The sequence below is a fragment of the Sphingobium sp. AP50 genome, assembly GCF_900109095.1.
Classification (GTDB): domain Bacteria; phylum Pseudomonadota; class Alphaproteobacteria; order Sphingomonadales; family Sphingomonadaceae; genus Sphingobium.
On sequence record NZ_FNYZ01000005.1, the window covers coordinates 60,530 to 83,100 of the forward strand.

At 63.7% G+C, this 22,571-nt stretch carries 26 protein-coding genes; 11 read left to right on the forward strand and 15 right to left on the reverse strand.

Features of this window, described 5'->3' with window-relative positions; all coding sequences use genetic code 11:
• The first annotated feature begins 10 nt into the window (after positions 1 to 10).
• Both BMY84_RS10945 and BMY84_RS10950 read left to right on the forward strand, forming a co-directional pair.
• Positions 11 to 916, forward strand: coding sequence for a DUF4198 domain-containing protein (locus tag BMY84_RS10945; RefSeq protein ID WP_093083813.1), 906 nt, complete (start codon positions 11 to 13; stop codon positions 914 to 916).
• Between the two features lie 110 nt (positions 917 to 1,026).
• The gene (locus BMY84_RS10950) at positions 1,027 to 1,890 is read left to right on the forward strand and encodes an FAD:protein FMN transferase (RefSeq protein WP_093083814.1); all 864 of its coding nucleotides are present in this window, start codon (positions 1,027 to 1,029) and stop codon (positions 1,888 to 1,890) included.
• A gap of 278 nt (positions 1,891 to 2,168) precedes the next feature.
• On the opposite strand, the gene BMY84_RS10955 is transcribed toward BMY84_RS10950, so the two are convergent.
• A complete protein-coding gene (locus tag BMY84_RS10955; protein WP_093084061.1) occupies positions 2,169 to 2,669 on the reverse strand; it encodes a hypothetical protein in 501 nt (166 codons plus the stop codon).
• A 94-nt stretch (positions 2,670 to 2,763) separates the two neighbouring features.
• Between BMY84_RS10955 and BMY84_RS10960 the strand changes: the two genes are divergently transcribed.
• The gene (locus BMY84_RS10960) at positions 2,764 to 3,171 is read left to right on the forward strand and encodes a VOC family protein (RefSeq protein WP_093083816.1); all 408 of its coding nucleotides are present in this window, start codon (positions 2,764 to 2,766) and stop codon (positions 3,169 to 3,171) included.
• Complete coding sequence (locus tag BMY84_RS10965) at positions 3,168 to 3,698, forward strand: peroxiredoxin (protein WP_093083817.1); 531 nt, start codon at positions 3,168 to 3,170, stop codon at positions 3,696 to 3,698. Before BMY84_RS10960 ends, BMY84_RS10965 begins: the two co-directional genes overlap by 4 nt.
• 195 nt (positions 3,699 to 3,893) lie before the next feature.
• On the opposite strand, the gene BMY84_RS10970 is transcribed toward BMY84_RS10965, so the two are convergent.
• A complete protein-coding gene (locus BMY84_RS10970) occupies positions 3,894 to 4,286 on the reverse strand; it encodes a gamma-glutamylcyclotransferase family protein (RefSeq protein ID WP_093084063.1) in 393 nt (130 codons plus the stop codon).
• Positions 4,279 to 4,461 carry a hypothetical protein gene (locus BMY84_RS29040; protein WP_143075022.1) on the reverse strand — a complete coding sequence of 61 codons (183 nt, stop codon included), beginning with the start codon at positions 4,459 to 4,461 and terminating at the stop codon, positions 4,279 to 4,281. The genes BMY84_RS10970 and BMY84_RS29040 overlap by 8 nt, the downstream gene beginning before the upstream one ends.
• Before the next feature lie 169 nt (positions 4,462 to 4,630).
• Between BMY84_RS29040 and BMY84_RS10975 the strand changes: the two genes are divergently transcribed.
• Positions 4,631 to 4,816, forward strand: a complete 186-nt coding sequence (locus BMY84_RS10975) for a PspC domain-containing protein (protein WP_093083818.1) — start codon at positions 4,631 to 4,633, stop codon at positions 4,814 to 4,816.
• 333 nt (positions 4,817 to 5,149) lie between these two features.
• Here BMY84_RS10975 and BMY84_RS10980 read toward each other — a convergent pair whose 3' ends face one another.
• On the reverse strand, positions 5,150 to 5,893 hold the full coding sequence (locus BMY84_RS10980; RefSeq protein ID WP_093083820.1) for a DUF72 domain-containing protein: 744 nt from the start codon (positions 5,891 to 5,893) through the stop codon (positions 5,150 to 5,152).
• Between the two features lie 118 nt (positions 5,894 to 6,011).
• Here BMY84_RS10980 and BMY84_RS10985 point away from each other — a divergent pair, with 118 nt between their 5' ends.
• On the forward strand, positions 6,012 to 6,248 hold the full coding sequence (locus tag BMY84_RS10985) for a DUF2061 domain-containing protein (RefSeq protein WP_093083821.1): 237 nt from the start codon (positions 6,012 to 6,014) through the stop codon (positions 6,246 to 6,248).
• Between the two features lie 6 nt (positions 6,249 to 6,254).
• Here BMY84_RS10985 and BMY84_RS10990 read toward each other — a convergent pair whose 3' ends face one another.
• Both BMY84_RS10990 and BMY84_RS10995 read right to left on the reverse strand, forming a co-directional pair.
• Positions 6,255 to 6,926 carry a peptidylprolyl isomerase gene (locus BMY84_RS10990; RefSeq protein ID WP_093083823.1) on the reverse strand — a complete coding sequence of 224 codons (672 nt, stop codon included), beginning with the start codon at positions 6,924 to 6,926 and terminating at the stop codon, positions 6,255 to 6,257.
• 59 nt (positions 6,927 to 6,985) lie between these two features.
• Positions 6,986 to 7,456, reverse strand: coding sequence for a hypothetical protein (locus tag BMY84_RS10995; protein ID WP_143075023.1), 471 nt, complete (start codon positions 7,454 to 7,456; stop codon positions 6,986 to 6,988).
• Between the two features lie 317 nt (positions 7,457 to 7,773).
• Here BMY84_RS10995 and BMY84_RS11000 point away from each other — a divergent pair, with 317 nt between their 5' ends.
• Positions 7,774 to 8,295 (forward strand): sterol desaturase family protein, encoded by a 522-nt coding sequence (locus BMY84_RS11000; protein ID WP_093083826.1) that lies wholly within the window; start codon positions 7,774 to 7,776, stop codon positions 8,293 to 8,295.
• Between the two features lie 43 nt (positions 8,296 to 8,338).
• Here the strand turns inward: BMY84_RS11000 and BMY84_RS11005 are convergent, their stop codons facing one another.
• The 8 genes from BMY84_RS11005 to BMY84_RS11040 all read right to left on the reverse strand — a co-directional run bounded on the left by BMY84_RS11005 (position 8,339) and on the right by BMY84_RS11040 (position 17,145).
• Positions 8,339 to 9,022: a Fe2+-dependent dioxygenase gene (locus tag BMY84_RS11005; protein WP_093083827.1), complete on the reverse strand. Its 684-nt coding sequence runs from the start codon at positions 9,020 to 9,022 to the stop codon at positions 8,339 to 8,341.
• Positions 9,023 to 9,040: 18 nt separating this feature from the next.
• Positions 9,041 to 9,808, reverse strand: coding sequence for an energy transducer TonB (locus BMY84_RS11010; RefSeq protein ID WP_093083828.1), 768 nt, complete (start codon positions 9,806 to 9,808; stop codon positions 9,041 to 9,043).
• Positions 9,809 to 9,991: 183 nt separating this feature from the next.
• Positions 9,992 to 12,304, reverse strand: coding sequence for a TonB-dependent receptor (locus BMY84_RS11015; RefSeq protein ID WP_093083830.1), 2,313 nt, complete (start codon positions 12,302 to 12,304; stop codon positions 9,992 to 9,994).
• A gap of 82 nt (positions 12,305 to 12,386) precedes the next feature.
• On the reverse strand, positions 12,387 to 12,653 hold the full coding sequence (locus BMY84_RS11020) for a ribbon-helix-helix domain-containing protein (RefSeq protein WP_093083831.1): 267 nt from the start codon (positions 12,651 to 12,653) through the stop codon (positions 12,387 to 12,389).
• Positions 12,653 to 13,375, reverse strand: a complete 723-nt coding sequence (gene phbB / locus BMY84_RS11025; protein WP_093083833.1) for an acetoacetyl-CoA reductase — start codon at positions 13,373 to 13,375, stop codon at positions 12,653 to 12,655. Before phbB ends, BMY84_RS11020 begins: the two co-directional genes overlap by 1 nt.
• A 25-nt stretch (positions 13,376 to 13,400) precedes the next feature.
• Entirely contained in the window at positions 13,401 to 14,396 is a 996-nt protein-coding gene (gene hemH, locus BMY84_RS11030; RefSeq protein WP_093083834.1) for a ferrochelatase, read from the reverse strand.
• Positions 14,393 to 16,672: a molybdopterin cofactor-binding domain-containing protein gene (locus tag BMY84_RS11035; protein ID WP_093083836.1), complete on the reverse strand. Its 2,280-nt coding sequence runs from the start codon at positions 16,670 to 16,672 to the stop codon at positions 14,393 to 14,395. Before BMY84_RS11035 ends, hemH begins: the two co-directional genes overlap by 4 nt.
• A 38-nt stretch (positions 16,673 to 16,710) precedes the next feature.
• On the reverse strand, positions 16,711 to 17,145 hold the full coding sequence (locus BMY84_RS11040) for a CoA-binding protein (protein WP_093083837.1): 435 nt from the start codon (positions 17,143 to 17,145) through the stop codon (positions 16,711 to 16,713).
• Between the two features lie 87 nt (positions 17,146 to 17,232).
• Between BMY84_RS11040 and BMY84_RS11045 the strand changes: the two genes are divergently transcribed.
• Positions 17,233 to 17,691, forward strand: a complete 459-nt coding sequence (locus BMY84_RS11045; RefSeq protein WP_093083839.1) for a GNAT family N-acetyltransferase — start codon at positions 17,233 to 17,235, stop codon at positions 17,689 to 17,691.
• A 172-nt stretch (positions 17,692 to 17,863) separates the two neighbouring features.
• Here the strand turns inward: BMY84_RS11045 and BMY84_RS11050 are convergent, their stop codons facing one another.
• On the reverse strand, positions 17,864 to 18,847 hold the full coding sequence (locus BMY84_RS11050) for an Mrp/NBP35 family ATP-binding protein (protein WP_093083840.1): 984 nt from the start codon (positions 18,845 to 18,847) through the stop codon (positions 17,864 to 17,866).
• A 74-nt stretch (positions 18,848 to 18,921) separates the two neighbouring features.
• Between BMY84_RS11050 and hflK the strand changes: the two genes are divergently transcribed.
• The 3 genes from hflK (at position 18,922) to BMY84_RS11065 (ending at position 22,533) form a co-directional block, all read left to right on the forward strand.
• Entirely contained in the window at positions 18,922 to 20,049 is a 1,128-nt protein-coding gene (hflK, locus tag BMY84_RS11055) for an FtsH protease activity modulator HflK (RefSeq protein WP_177203981.1), read from the forward strand.
• Position 20,050: 1 nt separating this feature from the next.
• Positions 20,051 to 20,887 (forward strand): protease modulator HflC, encoded by an 837-nt coding sequence (gene hflC / locus BMY84_RS11060; protein ID WP_093083844.1) that lies wholly within the window; start codon positions 20,051 to 20,053, stop codon positions 20,885 to 20,887.
• Between the two features lie 134 nt (positions 20,888 to 21,021).
• Complete coding sequence (locus tag BMY84_RS11065; RefSeq protein ID WP_093083845.1) at positions 21,022 to 22,533, forward strand: Do family serine endopeptidase; 1,512 nt, start codon at positions 21,022 to 21,024, stop codon at positions 22,531 to 22,533.
• Positions 22,534 to 22,571: the final 38 nt, after the last annotated feature.

The window sequence follows — 22,571 nt, forward strand, 5'->3', positions numbered from 1 at the left end:
GGGATAGTCCATGAAGGCCAAATATCTGATCGCGGGCGCAATCGCCGCCCTGATGCTGTCCGGCGCGGCGCAGGCGCATCGCCAGTGGATGCTGCCATCGTCCACCACCCTGTCGGGCACCGATAGCTGGGTCACGGTCGACGCGGCGGTCTCCAACGACCTTTTCTATTTCGAACATTTCCCGATGGGCACGGACAATATCGCCGTGACCGAGCCTGACGGCGCAACCGGCAAGATCGAAAATGCCGCCAAGGGCAAATATCGGTCGACCTTCGACGTGCACCTGACCAAGCCGGGCACCTATCGCATCGCCAATGTTTCGACCGGCGTGATGGGCAGCTATATGCTGAACGGCAAGCAGGAACGGCTGCCGCGGGGCACGACCAAGGACAAGCTGGCCAGCGCCATTCCGGCCGGCGCGACCGACGTGCAGACCGCCGAAATGTCCAACCGCAACGAGATTTTCGTGACGCTGGGCGCGCCGACCAGCACCATCTTCAAGCCGACCGGTGAGGGCATCGAACTCGTCCCCGTGACCCACCCCAATGATCTGGTGTCGGGCGAAGCGGCGACCTTCCAGTTCCTGCTGGACGGCAAGCCGGCGGCGGGCCTGAAGGTCACCGTCATCCCCGGCGGCATTCGCTATCGCGATGCGCTGGGCCAGATGGACCTGACCGCCGACAAAGATGGCAAGGTGTCGGTGACGTGGCCGACGCCGGGCATGTACTGGCTGAACGCCAGCCTGGGCGGTGGCCGTGAAGGTGGCGGCGAAGGTGGTCCTGGCGGTCCGGGTGGTCCCGGCGGTGCGGGGGCTCCCGGTGCTGGTGCGCCGCAGGGTCCACGTCCGCAGGCGCCCGCTGGTCCGCCGCAGCGCCGCGCCTCCTACATCACCACGCTGGAAGTGCTGGCGCCCTGATAACGGCGCGTCCTGACTTTACCCGTGTCGCGATAGCGCCCGACCTGTCGCCCGAGCATTTTGCCGGGCGGCAGCCTTCGGGCGCTATCGTCGCATATGGCGGCTCCACCATGGGGACAAGCTGGTCGGCACAGGTCGTCGATCCGCCAGCGGGCTGCCTGACCGCGATCGAGGCGGTGCTGGCGCGCATCATCGAACAGATGAGCAATTGGGAGCCGGACTCCGTCATCAGCCGCTTCAACCGGCTGACCGTGGGCGAATGGATGCCGATTCCCGATGAGATGCGGACGGTGCTGGCCGCCGGGCTGGAAATGGCGCGCCTGTCGAGCGGCGCCTTCGATCCCGCCATCGGTCGGCTGGTCGACCAATGGGGCTTCGGCCCCGGCACGCAGTCCGTGTCGGAAACCATACCCGCGCCGTGGACTCGCATCGAGATCGATGGCTGGCGGGCGCGCCGTCTGGCCGACGTGACGCTGGATTTCTCCGGCATTGCCAAGGGCTTCGCCGTGGATGCGGTAGCGACAGAATTGCGCGCGCTAGGCGTCGTCCACTTTCTGGTCGAGATTGGCGGGGAATTGCGCGGCGATGGCATCAGGCCCGACTTTCAGCCCTGGTGGGTCGATGTCGAAGCGCCACCGGACCTGATCGTGCCGACGCTGCGGGTGGCGCTGTGCGACCTCGCCATCGCGACATCCGGCGACTATCGCCGCTTTCGGCTGGCGGACGAGAGCCGCCTGTCCCACAGCATCGACCCTGCCACCGGCGCGCCGATTGCGCAGGGTGTCGCATCGGTTACGGTGCTGCACGAACAGACGATGATGGCCGACGCCTGGGCGACCGCGATCACCGTGATGGGGCCAGACAAGGGCATGAAGTTGGCCACTCGCCACGATCTGGCCGCCCGGCTGGTGCTGCGGACATCAGCGGGCGCGCAGGAATATATGACGCCCCGGCTGGCCGCGATGCTGGCGTGAAAAAATAGGAAAAGCCGCGCTTAACTTCGCACATTTCCCGCGAGTTTCGACATATTGAAACAGATGTAGGAAATTTTGTTTCGCGGCCGACGAGCCTGTTTGCGTTGGACAGAGCGACTGAAGCCTAGCAAGGTGGGGGCCGGTAGGACAGATTTGGGTGGGGAAGCGACGGTCTGCTCATCCTCCCCAAGCTTGCTTGGGGAGGATTTCATAGCCACCTTTGCTCAAAATCCGCCGAAATCCTGCATTGGCCGTGCGTCTGTCGAACTCTTCTATGCCTAACAGCGCTTACGCACCACGGCCGTCCCGTCGTTGGTGATCGTCAGCGCCTGACCATCGGCTGAGGGTCGCATCTGGAGGGTGCGGGTCCAGCTTTGGCCTTCGCCGGTGAAGGCGGCGTCCACTGCGACGCGGCCGTCGCTCTCTGCGCGGACCGCCTTCACGGTGCCGACGCTTTCGTGGAAGATCAGGCTGTCGGGGGCGACCTTGAGTTCCAGCGGGGCGGCGCGGTCGCCGCATTTTTCCTGTTCGCCCACCCAGCGCCCCTGAAAGGCGGCGGGGATCAGGCCGTCCGGCGCGGCGGGCGGCGGGGGCGTATCGACGGTGGGGGATGGCTCCATCGGCGCTATGCCATTGGCGGGCGCGTCGGCCGGGCGGGCGTCCGGCACGGCCTGATCCAATATATTGGTGACGACGCCGGGTTGCTTGGCGGCGTCCCGATCCTGCTTGCCGCAGGCGGCGATCGGCAGGAGCAGGCTGAGCAAGATCATCCTCTTCATGATCAAGGAACCCGGCGCGCGGCGCGCGGTTCCGTCGCATGACTTGGGCCGGGGACCGTGATAGCGTGCCGGGACCATGAGAGGAGTCGAGGCGATGCCGGTATTGGGAATGGGTGGCCTGTTCTTTCGATCGCGCGATCCCGATGCGCTGGCCGCCTGGTATCGCACGCATCTGAATGTCGGCGGGGGATGCGTCGTGAATCCCGATGACGAACCCAATGAATGGATATGGCAACCGCTGGGCGGGCCGATGGTGTTTGCCCCGTTCAAGGCGGACAGCGATTATTTCGCCGCCGACAAGGCCTTCATGCTGAATTTTCGTGTTTCCGATCTGGATTCGCTGCTGGCGGACTTGCGCGCGGCGGACGTTGAGATCATCACCAAGCCCGAATGGGACGACCCCATGCTCGGCCGTTTTGCCCGCATTCATGACCCGGAGGGCAATGCGATCGAATTATGGGAACAGCCCGACCAACGCCCGACCCAAGGAAGTGATCTATGAAGCGCCTGTCCCTGCTGCTCGCCGCCGCCATCGCCGTCAGTTCGAGCGGGGCGATGGCCGCGCTCGCCATCGGCGCCAAGGCACCCGATTTCACCACGCGCGGCGCGATTGCGGGCAAGACCTTCACCGTCACCCTGTCGCACCAGTTGAAGCGGGGGCCGGTGGTGCTCTATTTCTTCCCCAAGGCGTTCACGCCGGGTTGTTCGGCCGAGGCGCGTGAGTTCGCCGAGAATATCGAGAAGTTCAAGGCGGCGGGCGCGACCGTGATCGGCATGTCGGCCGATCCGGTGGACGATCTGGTCGCCTTTTCCACCAAGGAATGCGCCGGCAAGTTCGCCGTCGCCTCGGCCGGGCCGGGCATCGTGTCGGGCTATGACGTGGCGCTGAAGATGCGGCCGGGCATGACCGACCGGACATCCTATGTCATCGCGCCGTCGGGCCGCATCGCCTTCGTCCATAGCGAAATGAGCTATGCCGGGCATGTGAAGAGCACGCTGGCGGCGGTCGAGGCGATGAAGGGGAAATAAGCGCGATCAGGCGAAGTCGGAAAAAGTCGCGCAAGGGCTTTCCGACTTCGCGCCAGCGAATAAGAGTGCGAGATCGCCAGACTGAAATGAGTTTCTTGATCCGTTCGTTTCGAGCGAAGTCGAGAAACATAAATGCTGCCCTATCCACTTCTCGCCTTCGCTCGAAGCGAACGGAAGTTTTTGGACCAGTTTATTTTAGCCAGCGGCCAGGAAATCGCCACCGTCGATCCGCTCCAACCCGTCTACGCTGTGTTCATAGATATAGGCCCAGGCCTGAACCGGGCCGTCCACCGTTTCGACAATCAACCGGTCGCGACGATATTCCTGCGGCACGGGGAATGTCGGGCTGCATTCCTCATATTCATCCAGCCAGGCGAGCGTCGCTTCGGCATCGCCGAGCGCGAACAGGTCGCCCGCCACCCAATCCGCGCCGCCCGGCACGAAGCCCGGATAATGATCGACGCGATAGAGGCTGCCCCGAACACGCGCGGCGCCGAAATGACAGGCTTCGTCCCGCAATCGCCGGGCCATCGGGCCGTCAAAGCCGACACGCAGGGTGCCATAGACGAACAGAAAAGCGTCAGCCATTGCGGCATCCGACATTTTCACCAAGTTGCGGCATTTTTCCCCAATAGCGGGAATTTTTTCTGCGTGCACCATTGGCGCCATCTATTAAAATCGGCAGATTTCCGTCATTAATCGGAATTGGCACACCCCCTGCAATGTCGCCTGACATCAAGGCCGGACGATCCGGCCACCACATCAGGGAGTATCCATCATGACCATCGCCAAGATCCAGAACGCCGCCTTCGCCCTCGTTGGTGCCGTCTTCTTCGCCAGCCTGTTCGTCGGCGCGGCGCTGCCGGTAGTGCCGATCGCCTGACCGGACCACCCCTTCCCCCACATAATCATTCAGACAGAAGGCCAGACACATGAACAACAGCTTCACCCTCGACCGTCGCAATGGCAAGATCATGGGCGTATGCGCGGGCGTTGCCAACCGGACCGGTTTGGACGTCACGCTGATCCGCGTCGCACTGGCACTGCTGACGCTGTGCGCGCTGGGGCCGATCGGCGTCGTGGCCTATCTGCTCGCCGGCTGGCTGGCGGAGGGCTGATGCCTTCCGGGCCGTTGGCCGCATCGATCCAAAGTCGTTACATAGTAAAAAGGCCGCTCTGGTTAAACCAGAAGCGGCCTTTTCGCATCCCGTTCTGTCGGGATCAAGATCGCGCGATCTGCGCGATCAGGCATAGAGCACCGAATAGAAAGTGAGCATCTGAACGCCGACTGCGATAGCCAGCACCGTGCCTTGAAAAGCCTGACGCATATTTGACTCCATCATTACAAGAATTATCCACCCAAAACGGGCGGACCGCGCCTCTACGCCCGTTATATTCTTGTAACAATCGCAAAGCATGACTTTCCAATTGCATCAAACGCAACAGCGCTGTTACCGAAAAGCCACGATCATCGCCTGCGCCGCCTGCGGATTTTTCTCCTTCGCGCCGCTGATAAAGAAGGTGAAGACGTCGCCGCCATCGGCCGCCGCCTTCCGGGCATCATCCGCCCAGCCCGCAATGTCCGCCGATGCATAGCCGGTCGGCTCTTCCGCCTGCGTGCGCATGAGCCGTCGATAGGACAGGCCGACATCATGTCCCCGGATCGCGGGATAGCTGTCATGATCGGCCAGCACGATCGCCGCCCCGGCATCCCGTGCCAGCGCGAGGAAGGCGGGATCGTCGAAACTGTCATGGCGCACCTCCAGCGCGTGACGCAGCGGCACGCCATCGATGCTGGACGGCAATAGCTTCAGGAAGGCGCCGAAATCATCCGAATCAAATTGCTTGGTCGCCATGAATTGCCAGAGGATCGGCCCCAGCCGGTCGCCCAGTTCCGATATCCCCTGTCCCACGAACTTCGCGACCGAATCGCCCGCATCGGCCAATATCTTGCGATTGGTGCAATAGCGCGACGCCTTGACCGCGAACTGGAAGCCGTCCGGCACCGCCTTCGCCCAATTGGCGAAGGTCGCGGGCTTCTGGCTGCTATAATAGGTCGCGTTGATTTCCGTCGCGGTCAGGTGGGTGCCGACATAGGCGAGTTCGTCCTTCTGGCGCAGGCCCGCCGGATAGAAGCTGCCGCGCCACGGTTCATAGACCCAGCCGCCAATGCCCACCCGGATCGATCCCGCCATGTCGCCATCTCCTGTTGTCGCTGCATAGTGATCGCCCGAAACGATCAGAGCCAGCGGAAAGACGCATTGGCCTTTATTGCGAACGACTCTTAAATGGAGTGCAACAAGGAGACGCCCCATGTCGCTCGACCTGATCAAGACCGGAACTTACCTGACCATCCACCTGACCGTCGGTTTCACCGTCGCCTATCTGATGACCGGATCGCTGGCACTGGCCGGTGGCATCGCGCTGATCGAACCGATGATCAACGCCGTCGCCTTCTTCTTCCACGAACAGGCCTGGAAGAAGATTCAGGCCCGGCCGCCAAAGGGCAGCGGGCGGGCATGGCTGCGGGATCAGGCGGCTTTCGCCTGACAGCCCCTATCTCGTCGGCTTGCGGTTGAGGCCGATCAGCCAGGGCTTCACGCCGCGTGAAGGCTTGGGCGTGCCGTCCAGACGGCGGGCGTGCAGGATGATGATCGGCTTGATGATCATCTGCCCGCGCATCGGCCCCGATCCGCAGCAGGTGGGCACCGCCAAAATCTTCTTCACCACGTCCATACCCGCCACGACATGGCCGAAGGCGGCATAGCCGATATAGTCGCCCCGCGCGTCCATATTGGGCGTGGGGCCGATGGTTATGAAGAAATTGCCCATCGCCGAATCCGGCCGGTTGGGCCGGGCCATGGACAAAGTGGCGTCGAGATGCCGGATGCCCGTCTGCGTCGTGGGCTCATGCGGAATCGGCGGCAGCGAGCGGCGCGCGTCGGTATCGATGCCGCCCTGAATCAGGCCATATTTGGGATCGCTCTTGCGCCGCGCCGCGCGGTAGAAGGTGACACCGTCGAAGCGACCATCATCGACATAGGTCAGGAAATTGGCCGCGGTGCGCGGCGCATGTTTCTGATCGGCGGCGACAATGATAGTCCCGACCGATGTCTCGATCGCCACGCGGACAAAGCCGGGCGTCGGCCGGTTGGCGGGAAGGGCAGCGGCAAGGCCGGGCCAGAAGGCAAGCAGGAAGAGCAGTCGGCGGAACGGCGCAGCGATCATGCGGGTGAAACAGTCGTCAGGGTCATGCGACCTCGCCTAGCAAGGTCGCAGGGCCAAGGCTATTTGCGTTTCTTCGACCCGCCCTTGCGCGCCGGTACGCTGGCATAGCTGATCTGAAGCCGCTGAAGCACATAGCTGCCCGCGCCCGACGGAATGGCGATGGAGAGCGCCGTCGGCAGCGCCTTTTCCACGCTGAGGCTGGACTCCGCTAATTGCCCCTCCAGCGCAAACTGGGTCGCGTCGCTATCGACCCCATCCTGCACGAAGGACAAGGCCAGACTGTCGACCGCCACAGCCGACTTTGCCTTGCGGCCCGTGACGATCGCTTCCGCCTTCACCGCCTTGACATAAGAGGGGAAATCAAGCGGGACCAGCACAGGGCCATGCTGATCCTTGCCATTCACGCGCAAGACGATGCCATCGCGCGATTCCTGCGTGGCGCAGTCGACACCCTGTCCGGACAAGATCGTTTCAAGCTGGGCCGCATCAAGGTCGAACAACAATTTCTTACTTTTAGCCGCGGACGCCATGCTTCCTCCAATAGTATCGAAAGCGGAATGATAAGCGCTTTACCGCCAAAGGCAAATCGCACCATCTCGCAGGTGCGGCATTCCGCCGCAGCGATAGCGGCAGCGCATGGTTAACTTGTGCGAGAGGCAATGCGCCTTATGACGCGGACTGCGTGACATCTTCCAACGATGTGCAGGCCATCATCAGATCCTATATGCGCATTTTAAATATTGCATTGCATAATCTTCATTGGACATGGCCATCGTGGCCTCTGGGACCGCGATCATAAGGTACTTTACCGGTCGCCTCCGGTTGCGACGCGCCCTATAGTCGCGCCATGTCGGCCCTATCCCTGCTCCTGATCTTCTTTGCCACGGTCGCCACGATGGAGGGCTTTGCCTATGTCATGCATCGCTGGGTGATGCATGGCCCCGGCTGGTTCCTGCACGCGAGCCACCATCGGCCACGTACCGGCTTTTTCGAAGCAAACGACCTTTATTTCGTGATCTTCGCCATGCCCTCCATCCTGATGCTGCTGGGCGGGGTGCAATGGGGCTGGGGCAATTGGGCGACAGCGTGCGGTGCGGGCATCGCGGCCTATGGCGCCATTTATCTCGGCTTTCACGACATCATCGTGCATCAGCGGGTGCGCCATCGCTATGTCGCCCGGTCGCGCTACATGAAGCGTATCGTGCAGGCCCATCGCCTGCACCATGCGGTGGAGACGAAGGAAGGCACGGTCAGCTTCGGCTTCCTGATCGCCCCGCATCCTACGACGTTAAAACGCGCGCTCGCTCAGCGGGGTCGGCACGGCGTGCGTGCGGCCAAAGGGTTGTCAGACACGGGCCTATCAGAGTGATCCGGGCGCCCTCAAAATAGAAGCACCTGTCCGGCACAAATCCTCAGGCGTCAGCCCAGCGGCGTAGCAGATTGTGGTAGAGGCCGGTCAGGCGGACGACTTCGGGATGGCCCTGCCCCAGGTCCGCCGCGACGCCCTGGACGCTGCGGTCGAGGTCGAACAGCATCTGGCGGGCGCTGTCGTCGCGGATCATCGACTGGACCCAGAAGAAGCTGGCGACGCGCCGTCCGCGCGTGACCGGTTCGACGCGGTGCAGCGAGGAGGAGGGATAGAGCACAGCATGCCCGGCCGGCAACTTCACCTGTTGCACGCCGAACAGGGTTTCGATGGTCAGTTCCCCGCCATCATAGGCGTCGGGTTCCTCCAGAAAGACGGTGATCGACAGGTCGGAGCGAATGCGCATGCCGGTGCCCGGCAGCATGCGCATCGCATTGTCGACATGCAGGCCGAATGCCTGACCACCAGCATAGCTGTTGAAGAAGGGCGGGAAAATCCGGAGCGGCAGCGCGGCGGCGATGAACAGCGGCGATCGGCCCAGCGCATCCAGCACCATCTGCCCCGCCTGCCGGGCGGCTGCGCTTTCCTCCGGCAATTGCATGTTGCGCTTTACCAGCGCGGACTGATGCCCGGAGGTGGCATTGCCGTCCACCCATTCGGCAGCGTCGATGATGGCGCGAATGGCGGCGACGCCGGGCGCGTCGATCAGGTCGGGAATGGCGATCAGCATGGTGCAACAGCCTGTGCGTCAGGCGGCGTCGGTCCGCAAGACGAAGGGAATTTCCACGACGCCCTTGACCCGTACCGGCTGCCCGCCACGAATGGTCGGCTTCCAGCGCCAGCCCTTCACCGCGTCGCGCGCGGCATTGTCCAGCCGGGCCGATCCGCTGCTTTGCGACACGACCAGCGTTTCGACGGCACCGTCCACGCCAAGGATCAGCGTGAGGACGACCGTGCCCTGTTCATGCTTGCGGCGACTTTCGATCGGGTAGCGGGGCGGCTTTCCGGCCACCATCTGCGTACCGAGATCGCCACCCTGCACCATGCTGGGCGGGGCCGGCGGCGCGACGGGCGCAGGCGGACCGGGCACCGCGACGGCGACGGGCGCAGGAGTCGGGACCGGCGTGGGATCGGGCGTGGTCTGCACCTGTGGCACCGGCGGGACCGGGGTCTGCACGATCGGCGGTGGCGACACGACTTCCGGTTTGGAAGGCGGCGGCGGCGTTTCGGCGGCGGGCGGCGGAGGGGGCGGCGGGCTGAGATTGACCACCGTCAGCTTCGCCTCCTCCATGCGCTGCACATGGTTGCGCACCTGAATGAGCGCACCGATCAGCAAGGCATGGACGACGACGATCGCGACGATCGCGGGGATATTCGGACGGCCCTTCGCGCCATAGCGTTCCGTGATCGGGGACGAGGACGGGGCCGCCGAGGCCATGCCCGCAGGAGCATGAGGCAGATCCTGCCGCAGATCCGGTTCATAATCGTCAAACGGCTGGCTTGCAGCTTGCAGCATGGCAGCGCCTCCCTTCCCGGCCCATAGCGAGAACCATAATGCGAATCAATTGCGATGTTTCACTTAGCAATGATTCAGCAAATTTGGGCGGGCGGCGACCCGATGAGTCTGGCCAATAGCCAGGAGTGTGTCGCCGCCCGCCCGGACCCCGGCCGGGACGTGCCGGGAGAATCGGGTCCAAGGTCAGAGCTTGTAGCCCAGGGTCAACACCCAGGAACGGCCCTCACCCGGATTGGCCCAGCCATTGTTCCGGATGTTGGTGTAATATTTCTTGTTGGTGAAGTTCTGAACGTTGAGCTGTGCGCTGAACTTGTCAGTGATGGGGTAGGACAGCATGGCGCGGTGCACCAGATAGTCGTCCGACTTGTAATAGTTCGTCACAGTCGCCGTCAGGGCGTTGTTCAGATAGAAGCTGCCCTGATAGGTCAGGCCATAGCCCAGTTGCAGTCCAAAGGGCAGCGTGTAGGTGGTGAACAGGCTGCCCGAATGTTTGGGTGTGTTGGTCAGCGGGTTGCCGGCCTGTGCGTCCACGACGCCCTGCCCCTGCTGATAATCCGAGATGCTCTGGATCACCTTGCTGTCGAGATAGGTATAGTTGGCGAAGATCGACCAGGCGTCGGTGATGTTGCCGGTGGCGCCCAGCGTCACGCCATCGACGCGGTTGCGGCCGTCATTGACAGGCAGCGTGCCGATCAGCGGATCGTTGCTGGCGACGCGATAATTGGTGCGTTCGTTGCGGAACACAGCCGCCGTCAGTTGAAGCCGGGCATCGAACAGGTCGATCTTGCCACCGATTTCATAATTGACCGCCTGTTCGGGCTTGGCTTCGCAGGCATCATTGGTGCCGCCGGTGCCGGTGATCAGCAGGCCGCAACCCGAACGGACCGTGGTCGCCGTGGGCGTCTTCGAATTGCCATAGGCCAGATAGAGGCTGGCATTTTCGACCGGCTTGTAGACCAGGCCGACGCGGTAGGAGAGGAGATCGTCCGTGGCGTTTTGCTGCGCGCCGGTGGTGTAGGCACCGCCCGTCGCCGGGGTGGCGATGCTGTCCGAACGGAATTTGGCGCGATTATGTTCGAAGCGAACGCCGCCGTTCAGTTCCAGCTTGTCGACCAGCTTGACCGCCGCGAAGGCATAGGCCGCGATATTGAACAGGTCGCCATCCTGATGGCCGGAACGGAGCTTGTTCACCGGGCCGGTATAGATGCCGTTGGGATTGCCGATATTGATCGGGTCCAGCGTGGGATTGGGCGTGGCGCCCCCCGCATTGCGCAGGACGTTGCCGTTGTTGAGCGTATAATCTTCCTGAAGCATCGAGGTGCCCAGCACCAGCGAATGACCGCCCGGAATGGTGAAGGTCAGGTCGACCTGATTATAGAGCGTCTGGTTGATCGAATCCCGATAGCCGCCGCGCGGGCCGCTGGGATAATAGGTGCCTGCCACCTGACCGGTGCCGCAAGCCGCGCCCGTGGGCGTCTGGCCATTGGCAAGGCAATAGGTGCCCTGCGGCGGATCGACGACCAGATTCTGTTCGACCCGCTGCCAGCGCGACAGGTTGCGGACAGCGACAATGTCGCTGAAGCGATGATCGAAGATGACGGTCGCCTGATCGATCGTCTGATCCTGACGATCCAGATTCTTGTAACCATAATAGCCGCTATAGGGAACGCCGGGCAGCGGGCCGTCATAGAGCGCGTTCTTGTAATAAGGCACGCCGTAAAGCGGCGTATTCTTGTCTTCCTGATGCGTGTAGAGAAGCGTCAACGAGGTCGGGCCATCAACGCCGAACTTGACCGATGGGGCCACGCCCCAACGTTCATACCGGTCGAAGTCGCGGCGTGCGACGTCATTTTCATGATACATGGCGTTGAGGCGGACGGCGGCGAAATCCGACACGCGCACATTGCTGTCGATCGTGGCGCGATAATAGTCGGACGTGCCGATGCCGGCCTGCACCAGCGTTTCGTCCACCGCCTTGGGCCGCTTGGTGACGATATTGATATTGCCGCCGATCGCGCCGGACCCGCCATAGACCGAGTTGGAGCCGTTGGTGACTTCAATCTGTTCGATATTGAACGGATCGGTGCGGCTATATTGCGCGCTGTCACGCACGCCATCGATGCTGATGTCGGTATTGGCGCTCTGGCCGCGCAGGTTGATGCTGTCGCCATAGCCGCCGCCGCCTTCGCCCGCGCCGAAGGTGATGCCCGGAATGGTGGACAGCACATCGCGCAGGGTCAGCAGATTCTGCTTCTGGATGGTCTGGTTGCCGATCACCGTGATGGTCTGCGGCATGTCCAGCAGCGGCCGGGTATATTTTGGCGATTCCGCCTTCTCGACCTTGATCTGCGGTTCGTCGATCGCGCTGTCGGTGACGGTGACGCCGCCCAGTTTCTGACCCTGTTCAGTGTCCTGCGCCTGACCGGTCGCAGCGAAGGCTAGCGCGCCAACGCAACTGAGCGCGAGGAAGGATGTCGCGGATGCGGCTTTACTCATGAAAAACAGACCCCTCTGTTACAATTGAGGGCCTGCTATTGCGACTCACTCTTACTGTCAACTTTATTGCGAATGATTCTTATCATTGTCGCAGAGGGATACGATCGAACAGCCAGCAACGGATGGCGCTGGCGAGATTGGGGGCTGGGTCGGCGGCAAGGCGCGCGACATCGATGCGCGCGATCAGGGCGTTGATCGGCACATTTTCATCGAGCGCCGCCTGCCGCAGCGCATCCCAGAATATCGGTTCGAGGCTGATCGCCGTCTGATGACCGGCGATAGTAACGCTCCGCTTCACAGGCGGAGCGAAGGGCGGCCCGGAAGGCTCCACAGGGCCGCCCTGACGCATCAGTACATGTGCTGGCCGCCGTTGATCGACAGCGTGCTGCCGGTCACGAAGCCGCCTTCTTCGCTGCAGAAGAATGCCACGCCGCGCGCGATTTCATGGGCCTGACCCAGACGGCCGACGGGAATCTTGGCGACGATCTTTTCCAGCACCTGCGGCGGCACGGCGGCGACCATGTCCGTATCGATATAGCCCGGCGCAATGGCGTTGACGGTGACGCCATATTTGGCGCCTTCCTGTGCCAGCGCCTTGGTAAAGCCATGGATGCCCGACTTGGCGGCGGCATAGTTGACCTGCCCATATTGGCCGGCCTGGCCGTTGATCGACCCGATATTGACGATGCGGCCCCAGCCGCGTTCGCGCATGCCGCCAAAGGTGGCCTTCGCCATGTTGAAGCAACCGCCCAGATTGATGCGCATCACTTCATTCCAGTCGTCGAAGCTCATCTTCGCGAGCACGCCGTCGCGGGTGATGCCGGCATTGTTGACGACGATGTCGACCGGACCCAGCGCTTCGGCCACGGCAGCGCAGCCGTCGAGACAGGCCTGATGATCGCCCACATCCCATTTGAAGGCGGCGATACCGGTCTTGTCGGTGAAGGCCTTCGCCTTCTCTTCATTACCGGCATAGTTGGCGGCGACCTTATAGCCCAGATCCTGTAGCGCCAGACTGATCGCTTCGCCGATGCCCCGCGTTCCGCCCGTCACGATCGCCACTTTCGACATATCAGCGTCCTCTTCCAATAGGGGGTCAGTCAATCCAACCCGAAAGTTCGCGGCTTATAAGCCTCTGGTACAGAGTGATAGCGTCGGCCGATGCGTTTAGACAGGGCAAAAAGGCAAATTTTTCGCCGCCTTGGGCCAAAAATACATCTTTTGCGCGCAGGGCGATTTCCTCCAGGGTTTCAAGGCAGTCTGCCGAGAAACCCGGCGTTATTACAGCAATATTGCGGACATTATTTTTAACCAGATCGGTTAGGGTCGCTTCCGTTTCCGGTTCCAGCCATTTGGCCCGGCCGAACCGCGACTGGAAGCTCATATGCACGGGCAGCGGCAGGACTTCGCGCAGCAGGCGGACCGTCTTCACCGCCTGGCAATGATAGGGGTCGCCCAGATGCAAAGTGCGTTCGGGCATGCCGTGGAAACTGGCAAGCAGCGCGTCGGGCGTGAAATCCAGTGTCGCCAGACTGGCTTCGATCGAGCTTTTCAGCGCGTCGATATAGGCCGGGTCGTCATGATAGGGCGGCAGGGTGCGGATCGCGGGTTGCCAGCGCATCGCCCGAAGTGCGGCAAAGGCGGCGTCATTGGCAGTGGCGGTCGTCGCCGCGCTATATTGCGGATACAGCGGCGCCAGCAGGATACGATCGCAACCAGCCGCCTTCATCGCCGCCAGCCGATCGGCAATTGCGGGATTGCCATAGCGCATCGCCCAGTCGACCGTCACTTGCGGCATCGCCTGTTGCAGCGCCTGCGCGGTCGCGCGGGTATGGACGGCGAGCGGCGATCCTTCATCGGTCCACACCTGTTGATAGGCATGGGCGGATTTCTTTGGCCGGGTGGTCAGGATCACGCCGCGCAGGATCGGTTGCCAGACCAGTTGGGGGATTTCCACCACGCGCGGGTCGGAGAGGAATTCGGCCAGATAGCGGCGGACCGACCGTGCATCCGGCGCGTCCGGCGTACCGAGGTTGATCAGCAATATGCCCACACGCGGCGCGGGGATGACGGGGTGATCGGTCGGTGTCATGCGGTTCCCACAAGCGGCAGGCTGCGCAGACGCTGGCCGGTCCAGGTATAGAGAGCGTTGGCGATGGCCGGGGCGACCAGTGGCGCGGCAAGATCGCTGACGCCGACGGGATCGGCGGTGCTGCGCATCAGTTCCACTGTCACTTCGCCGATGTCGGCCAGCCGGGGCAGGTTCATGCGTCCCAGAATCGCGCGGGTCGGAAGGCCGCGCTCATAGGGCACGGACGCGCCCATCGCATAGGCAAGGCCATAAATGAGGCCGCTTTCGATCTGCTGCCGGGCGATATCGGGATTGACCTGATCACCCGCGTCGACGGCCGCGACGATGCGGCTGACGCTGAGCCGGTTGCCGTCCATCGCCGCCTCCACCATGACGGCGGCATAGGCGCCATCCATCATATGGGTGGCGATCCCCTGCCCGCTGCCCGCTATGCCGCCCTGCCAGCCGCCCATCGCGGCGGCGGTGGACAGGCAATGGGCGAGGCGCGGATTGCCGCCCAGCATCTGGATGCGGAAGGACATCGCCTCGATATTGGCGAGATGCGCCAGTTCGTCGACGAAGCTTTCGGTGAAGAAGGCGCCGTGCAGGCGGGCATTGCCACGCATGAAGCCCAGCGGCAGGCCGACATCGGTGGGATAATGATCGACCGCCCAATTGGGGATGGCATAGGGCGGGACCATGCCGGCGACGGCCAGACGGGTCGCCTTGTCCGCTGCGTCTTCGGCGGCGTCATGGGGCAGCTTGCGGTCGGCGATGCGCGCCCATGTCTGGGTCAGCGCACAGGGGGCGGCGATCTTTGCCAGCCAGCCTTCGATCGCGCCGTTGCGGCCGAGCTTGGCCGCCATGCGGGCATGGGCCGGGGCGCTGGGCCGATCCTGAATCACATCTTCCAGCCGGGACCATTGCAATTGGACCGGCCGCCCCATGTCGCGCGCGATAAGCGCGGCCTGCACGCCCACATCCCAGTCCATGGCGCGGCCGAAGGAGCCACCGGCATGGAGCGGGTAGAGCGTGACGGCATCCGCGCCAAGGCCGAGCGCATCGGCAATGGCGGCGCGGGCCAGAGCGGGCGCCTGCGTCGCCATCCAGACTTCGGCGCTGTCATCGGAGATGCGCGCCGTGGCGCAAGGCGGCTCGACCGCCAGATGCAGACCGGCATCGACCTGATATTCGCTGGCAAGGATGGTCGCGCCTTCGAAGACCGGGAGGAGATCGCCTTGCGCATAAAGGCGGCGGCCGGATGAGCTGGAGAAAGCGCTTTCCAGCGCTTCGTCGATACGCCCGCTGTCGACCGGCGGGCCGCGCAGGGTGAAGACCGGATCGGCAAGGTCCAGCGCCTTGTTCGCCGCCCATGTATTGCTGGCGACGGCCGCGACCCAACGCTCCTGCCGTACCAGCTTGAGGAAGCCGGTGACGCTGCCGGCCGATCGTTCATCCAGCCCGGCGAGCATGGCGTCGCCGATCGGCCCCTGCCGGATCGAGGCATAGACCATGTCGGGCAGGCGGATGTCGGCGGCATAATTATGGCTGCCGTCAATCTTGGACGGGGTGTCGAGGCGCGGCAGATCCTGCCCGGAGAGGCGCCCGTCCTGCCCCTGACGGAAGGGCAATATGTCGGGCAGGTCGAACTGGGCCGCTTCCTCGACCACATCGCCGATCTTCATCCGCCGCTGCGCACCATCGCTGATGATGCCGTCCTGAATGTCGCAGCTTTCCCACGGGATGGACCAGCGCGCCGCCGCGGCCTTGCACAGCAGCACTCGCGCCGCCGCGCCGGCATCGCGATAGGCATCGTGGAACATCGGGACCGATGTGCCGCCGCCGGTCAGCATCAGTGCGCTGCGGGTCGCATATTGGTTGATCGCCCAGTCGCCCGCGCCACCCATCAGCCGGGTCCAGTCGCTGGCCAGCCACTGGCGGGCGAGCAGGTCATTGGCATAGAGCGGGCTGACCGGGGCGCTCTGCACCGCGACGGTGCGCCAGTCGGCGCCCAGTTCGTCGGCCAATATCTGTGGCAGGACGGTCGTGACCCCCTGCCCCATTTCCGTCTGCGGCACGATGACGATGATCTGGCCCGACCGGTCGATCTTCAGGAAGGCATTGACGATCGTCTCGTCCGGTCCGGCGTTGAGATTGGGGCGGTAGGTGCGGGGCCACAGACCCCAGGCCAGCAGCAGGCCAGCAGCAGCGCCGCCGCCCACCAGCCATGTCCGCCGGTCGATGCCCCCACGCCTGCCGACGCTCTTGTCCGAATGCTTCCGCGGTGCGCGCGCCATGCCTGCCTGATAGAGAGGCGTTGGCGCGCTGCCTAGGGCTATTCCGCAGTTATCGGTGCAATGCCCAGACGCGGTATCTCGATCGCCGGGCAACGGTCCATCACGACCTTCAACCCGGCGGCTTCGGCGCGGGCGGCGGCAGCCTCATCGATGACGCCGATCTGCATCCAGACCGATTTGGCGCCAGCGGCGATCGCTTCGTCCACCGCCTCTCCAGCCACGTCGCTGCGGCGGAAGATATCGACCATGTCGATCGGCACGCCGATGTCGGACAATCGGCCCCAGACGAATTCGCCATGGACATGTTCGCCCGCAATCTGCGGATTGACCGGCAGCACGCGATAGCCATGGTCCTGAAGAAAGGCCATCACGCTGTAGCTGGCGCGGCCGGGGCGGTCGGATATGCCGACCAGCGCGATGGTGCGGGTTTCGCCAAGCAACGTGGCGATATCCTCTGCCTGAGTGAGCGGCATAAGCTGTCTCCTTCCCTGCTGAGATGGGAAGTAGGCGCGCCGTTGCAAGCCATTCCCTTTCGTGCCGGATCGCGATAGCCATGCGCCATGTTCACCATCCGCCCCGACGATCTGAGCGATCCCCAGACCCGCGCGCTGCTGGCGCTGCATCTGGCAGGGATGCAGGCCCAAAGCCCGGCCGACGCCGTGTTCGCGCTCGATCTTTCAGGGCTGCAAGCGCCGGGCGTGCGGCTGTGGAGCGCGTGGGATGGGGCGCTTATCGCCGGGGTCGGCGCATTGCGTGCGATCGATACCGAGCATGGCGAGATCAAGTCAATGCGCACCCATCCGGACTATCTGCGCCGGGGCGTGGGGCGGGCGTTGCTGCGCCACATCATCGATGAAGCGCGCGATGGCGGCATGATGCGGCTGAGCCTGGAGACGGGGTGCGGGACGGCTTTCGGTCCGGCGCTGGCGTTGTATCGCGCGCAGGGCTTCGTGGATGGCGGTCCGTTCGGCGACTATCGGGTGAACGGATTCAGCCAGTTCCTGCATTTGCGGGTTTAAGGGGAGTGCAATCCTCCCCGCCTGCGGGGAGTTCAACAGAGTCACGCGCCTCTGTTGAACAGCCGCAGGCTGACGGAGGGGGCGGACCATCAACGCAACCTCTCACGGGAGGCCCACCCCCTCCACCACGCTGCGCGTGGTCCCCCTCCCCGCAAGCGGGGAGGATAATAGATCAGGCCGCCCGGTTCAGCCAGTCCGCGACCTTTTGCGCGATGGCGTGGAAGGCTTCGGCATGGGCGCCTTCACCGGCCGCCGGGGGATCGCCCGCGTCGGAGCGGCGGCGGATATCGATCGCCAGCGGGATGCGGCCGAGGAAGGGCATGGCGAGGTCACCGGCCGTGCTTTCTGCGCCGCCCTGACCGAAGGGATCGGACATTTCCCCACAATGGGGGCAGGCATAGCCGGCCATATTTTCGACCAGCCCGACCATCGGCACCCCCGCCTGATTGAACAGGCTGACGGCGCGGGTGGCGTCGATCAGCGCCAGATCCTGCGGCGTGGAGACGATCACGGCCCCGGCGGGCTTGTGTTTCTGCACCATGGTCAGCTGAATGTCGCCGGTGCCGGGCGGCATGTCGACCACCAGCAATTGCGTGTCGCCCCATTCGGCGTCGATCAACTGGGTCAGGGCATTGCCGACCATCGGCCCACGCCATGCCAGCGCCTTGCCCGGTTCCACCAGATGCGCCATCGACAGCATCGGAATACCGGCAACGCCGGTGACGGGCACCAGCTTCTTGTCGCGGGCGACCGGCTTCTGGTCTTCGCTGGCCATCAGCTTCGCCTGCGACGGACCATAGATATCGGCATCGACCAGCCCGACCTTGATACCCAGCCGATGCAGCGCGACGGCGAGATTGGCGGACAGGGTCGATTTGCCCACGCCCCCCTTGCCCGATGCCACCGCCAGGATGCGCAGGGCCGGCCGGGGCGCGGTCGCTTGTCTTTCTGCCGTCTGGGCGATCCGTACGTCGGTGACGCCCGGCACGGTCAGACCGCCTTCGCGGATCGCGGCGGCCAGACCATCGCGCTGTTCCGTCGACAGGCCGCCGACTTCCAGCGCCAAAGTCATCACGCCATCCTTGACGCGGGGAGTGCTGGCGCGGCCGTCGGTCAGGGCGGTCAGGCGGGCGGCAAAATCGGCTAGATCGGTCATGGGGACGCCCTGTAGGAAATATTCGCAGTCTTTGGCACTGTTTTTCGTGAATAAGCCTTCCTATAGAAGAGGGCATGAAAAGAATTTTCGGGTGGATGCCCGCGATCGCAGCGATGGTCCAGGGCCCCTGGGGGGGCAAGAATGACGGACCGGACGGGGACGGACAAAAGGGCGGCGATGGCGGCCCGCGCAATCCGTGGACCCAGCCGGGCAAGCCCAGCGGTGGCGGCCAGAAAGGCCCGTCGGCGATCGAGGAATTGCTGCGTCGTGGACGCGAAAGTTTCGGTCCCGGTGGTGGCGGAAGCGGTGGCGGCTTTGGCGGCCTGCCCCCGCGTGCAGCCGGCAAGGCGCTGTGGCCGCTGGCCGTGGGGCTGGTTTTCGTGCTGTGGATCGCGCTGACCAGCATCCATCGGATCGGCCCGCAGGAACGCGGCGTCGTGACGTTGCTGGGCAAATATAGCCGCACCCTCTCCCCCGGCATCAGCGTGACGCTGCCCGCGCCGTTCGAGGCAGTGACCGCCGTCGACGTCGAGGAAATCCGGACCATCGATATCGGATCGGTCAGCGCGGAGAGCGAAAATCTGGTGCTGACCGGCGACCAGAATATCATCGACCTTGCCTATTCGGTGCGCTGGAACATCCGCAATCCCGAACTTTACCTGTTCCAGCTGTCCGATCCGGATGCGACGGTAAAGGAAGTGGCGGAAAGCGCGATGCGCGCGGTACTGGCCAATGTGACGCTGGACGATGCGCTGGGCGCCGGCCGCAGCGGCATCGAGCAGCAGGTCGAGCAGCGGATGCAGGAAATATTGAACGGCTATAAGTCGGGCATTCTGATTCAGGGCGTCGCGATCAAGCAGGCCGATCCGCCAGCCGCCGTCAATGAATCCTTCAAGGCCGTGTCGGCTGCGCAGCAGGCCGCCGTGTCCCTGCTCAACAAGGCGCGCGCCAATGCGCAGCAGGTGACGGCGCAGGCGCAGGGTCAGGCCGCGGCCTTCGACAAGGTCTATGAACAATATAGACTGGCGCCTGAAGTTACCCGTCGGCGCATGTATTATGAAACCATGGAGGGTGTGCTGGCCAATGTCGACAAGACCATCGTCGAAGGTAGCAATGTGACGCCCTATCTGCCCCTGCCCGAATTGAAGCGCCGGGCGCAGGCGGCCCCTGCCCAAGGCACCGCGGTTACGGAGGGCCAGTAAGATGCGTCATCCCGTAACCATTGCGATCATCGCGCTCGTCCTGCTGATCCTTGTGGGCAGCACCGTCGCGATCGTACCGGAAACCAAGCAGGGCGTGATCGTCCGCTTCGGCAGTCCGCAATATATCTTCAACCGCTATCGCGAGAATGAGAAGTTCGGTCAGACCGGTGCCGGCATCGTCGTGCGCGCGCCGTTCATCGACCAGATCGTCTGGATCGACAAGCGGGTCCAGTCCGTCCAGATGGAGCGGCAGCAGGTGCTGTCGACCGATCAGTTGCGGTTGCAGGTCGATGCCTTCGCCCGCTATCGCATCGTCAATCCGCTGCGCATGTATATTACGGCAGGCAGCGAAGAGCGCGTGTCCGATGCGCTGCGCCCGATCCTGGGATCGGCCTTGCGCAACGAATTGGGCAAGCGGCCCTTCGCTGCACTGCTCAGCCCCGAGCGCGGGCAGGTGATGGACAATATCGAGGCCGGCCTGAACCGCGTCGCCCGCCAATATGGCGCGGAGATTGTCGACGTGCGGATCAAGCGGGCCGACCTGCCCGACGGCGCGCCGCTGGAAAGCGCGTTCAACCGCATGAAGACGGCGCGCGAGCAGGAAGCGCTGACGATCGAGGCGCAGGGCAACAAGCAGGCGGCGATCATCCGCGCCGAAGCGGATGCCAATGCGGCGCGCGTCTATGCCGAAAGCTATGGCAAGGACCCGCAATTCTACGATTTCTATCGGGCCATGCAGAGCTATCGCTATACCTTCGCGCCCGAACGGAGCGGACAGACCAATATCATCCTGTCGCCGGACAATGAGTTTCTGCGGCAATTCCAGGGACGACGTTAAATTTTCGTCATGATCCACGGGGATCATTACGGAACCAGCGTCATTCAATGAGGGTTAAGGCAAGGCGGCGCATGTCGGGGCTCCCCCCAAGTCCCGCCTTCCCTATCCCGAAGCTTTGAAGAGGACCGTCACGAGTGCGTTACGCTTATGCCATCACCGGCGCCCTGCTGCTCGGCGGCACCGCCATCGCCGTCACCACCAGTTCCAATGTCGGCGCGCAGGTCGCGCAGAATGAAGGATTGACGGCGGCGGCCCCGGCAGGCGCCCCCGCAAGTCTGGCCGACATGGTCGAAAAGCTGCAACCCGCCGTGGTCAATATCTCCACCAAGCAGCGCGTGAAGGTGCAGAATCCCTTCGCCGGCACGCCGTTCGGCGATCTGTTCGGCCAGGGTCAGGGCGGCCAGCCCCAGACCCGTCAGGCCCAGTCGCTGGGTTCGGGCTTCATCATCTCGGCTGACGGCTATATCGTCACCAACAACCATGTGGTGTCGGCCGGTGCCGAAGGCGCCAGTGTGGATTCGATTACGGTCACGCTGACCGACAAGCAGGAATTCCCTGCCAAGCTGATCGGCCGCGACCCCGCGACCGATCTGGCGGTGCTGAAGATCGAATCGCCCAAGCCCCTGCCCTTCGTGAAATTTGGTGACAGCACCAAGGCGCGCGTGGGCGACTGGGTGGTCGCGATCGGCAACCCCTTCGCCCTGTCGGGCACGGTGACGGCGGGTATCATTTCCGCCCTGCACCGCAATACCGGCGGCACGTCGGGCTATGACAAGTTCATCCAGACCGACGCATCGATCAATCAGGGCAATAGCGGTGGCCCGATGTTCGACATGCGTGGCAATGTGATCGGCATCAACAGCCAGATCCTGTCGCCGTCGGGCGGCAATGTCGGTATCGGCTTTGCCATTCCGTCCGAACAGGCGGCGCCGATCGTGGAGACGCTGCGCAAGGGTCAGACGATCAAGCGCGGCTATCTGGGCGTACAGATCAGCCCGCTGGGCGAAGATCTGGCCGATTCGCTGGGTCTTGCCAAGAATCGTGGCGAATTCGTGCAGGGTGTCGAACCGGGCAAGGGCGCGGAGAAGGCCGGGATCAAGGCGGGCGACGTGATCGTCAGCGTCGCCGGTCAGGAAGTGACCGCCGACCAGAATCTGTCCTCGATCGTTGCCAACCAGGCGATCGGCGCGAAGGTGCCGATCGTGCTGATCCGCAACGGCCAGCGCCAGACCGTGACCGCCATTGTCGGCGAGCGCCCGTCCGAAGACGAACTGAACAACTTCGCCCAACCGCAGGGTGACGAGGATTTCAGCCAGCAGGACAGCAATCCGGGTCAGGCCACGCAGCAGGCGCTGGGCATTTCGGCGATCCCGCTGACGCCGGGCATCATTCGCCAACTGGGCGTCGCAGCCGACACCAAGGGCGTCGTCATCACCGCCGTCGACGGATCGACCGACGCGGGCGCCAAGGGCCTGCGTCGCGGCGACGTGATCATCAGCGCCAACAACCAGCCGGTCGCCACTCAGGCGCAACTGGATGCACAGGCCAAGGCCGTAGCGGCACAGGGTCGCAACGCCATCCTGTTGCAGGTGCTGCGTCGTGGCCAGCCGGCGATCTTCCTGCCGGTGCGCCTGCGCGACAAGTAAGTGACATGACACCTCTCGCCTTGTGGGAGAGGAAGATG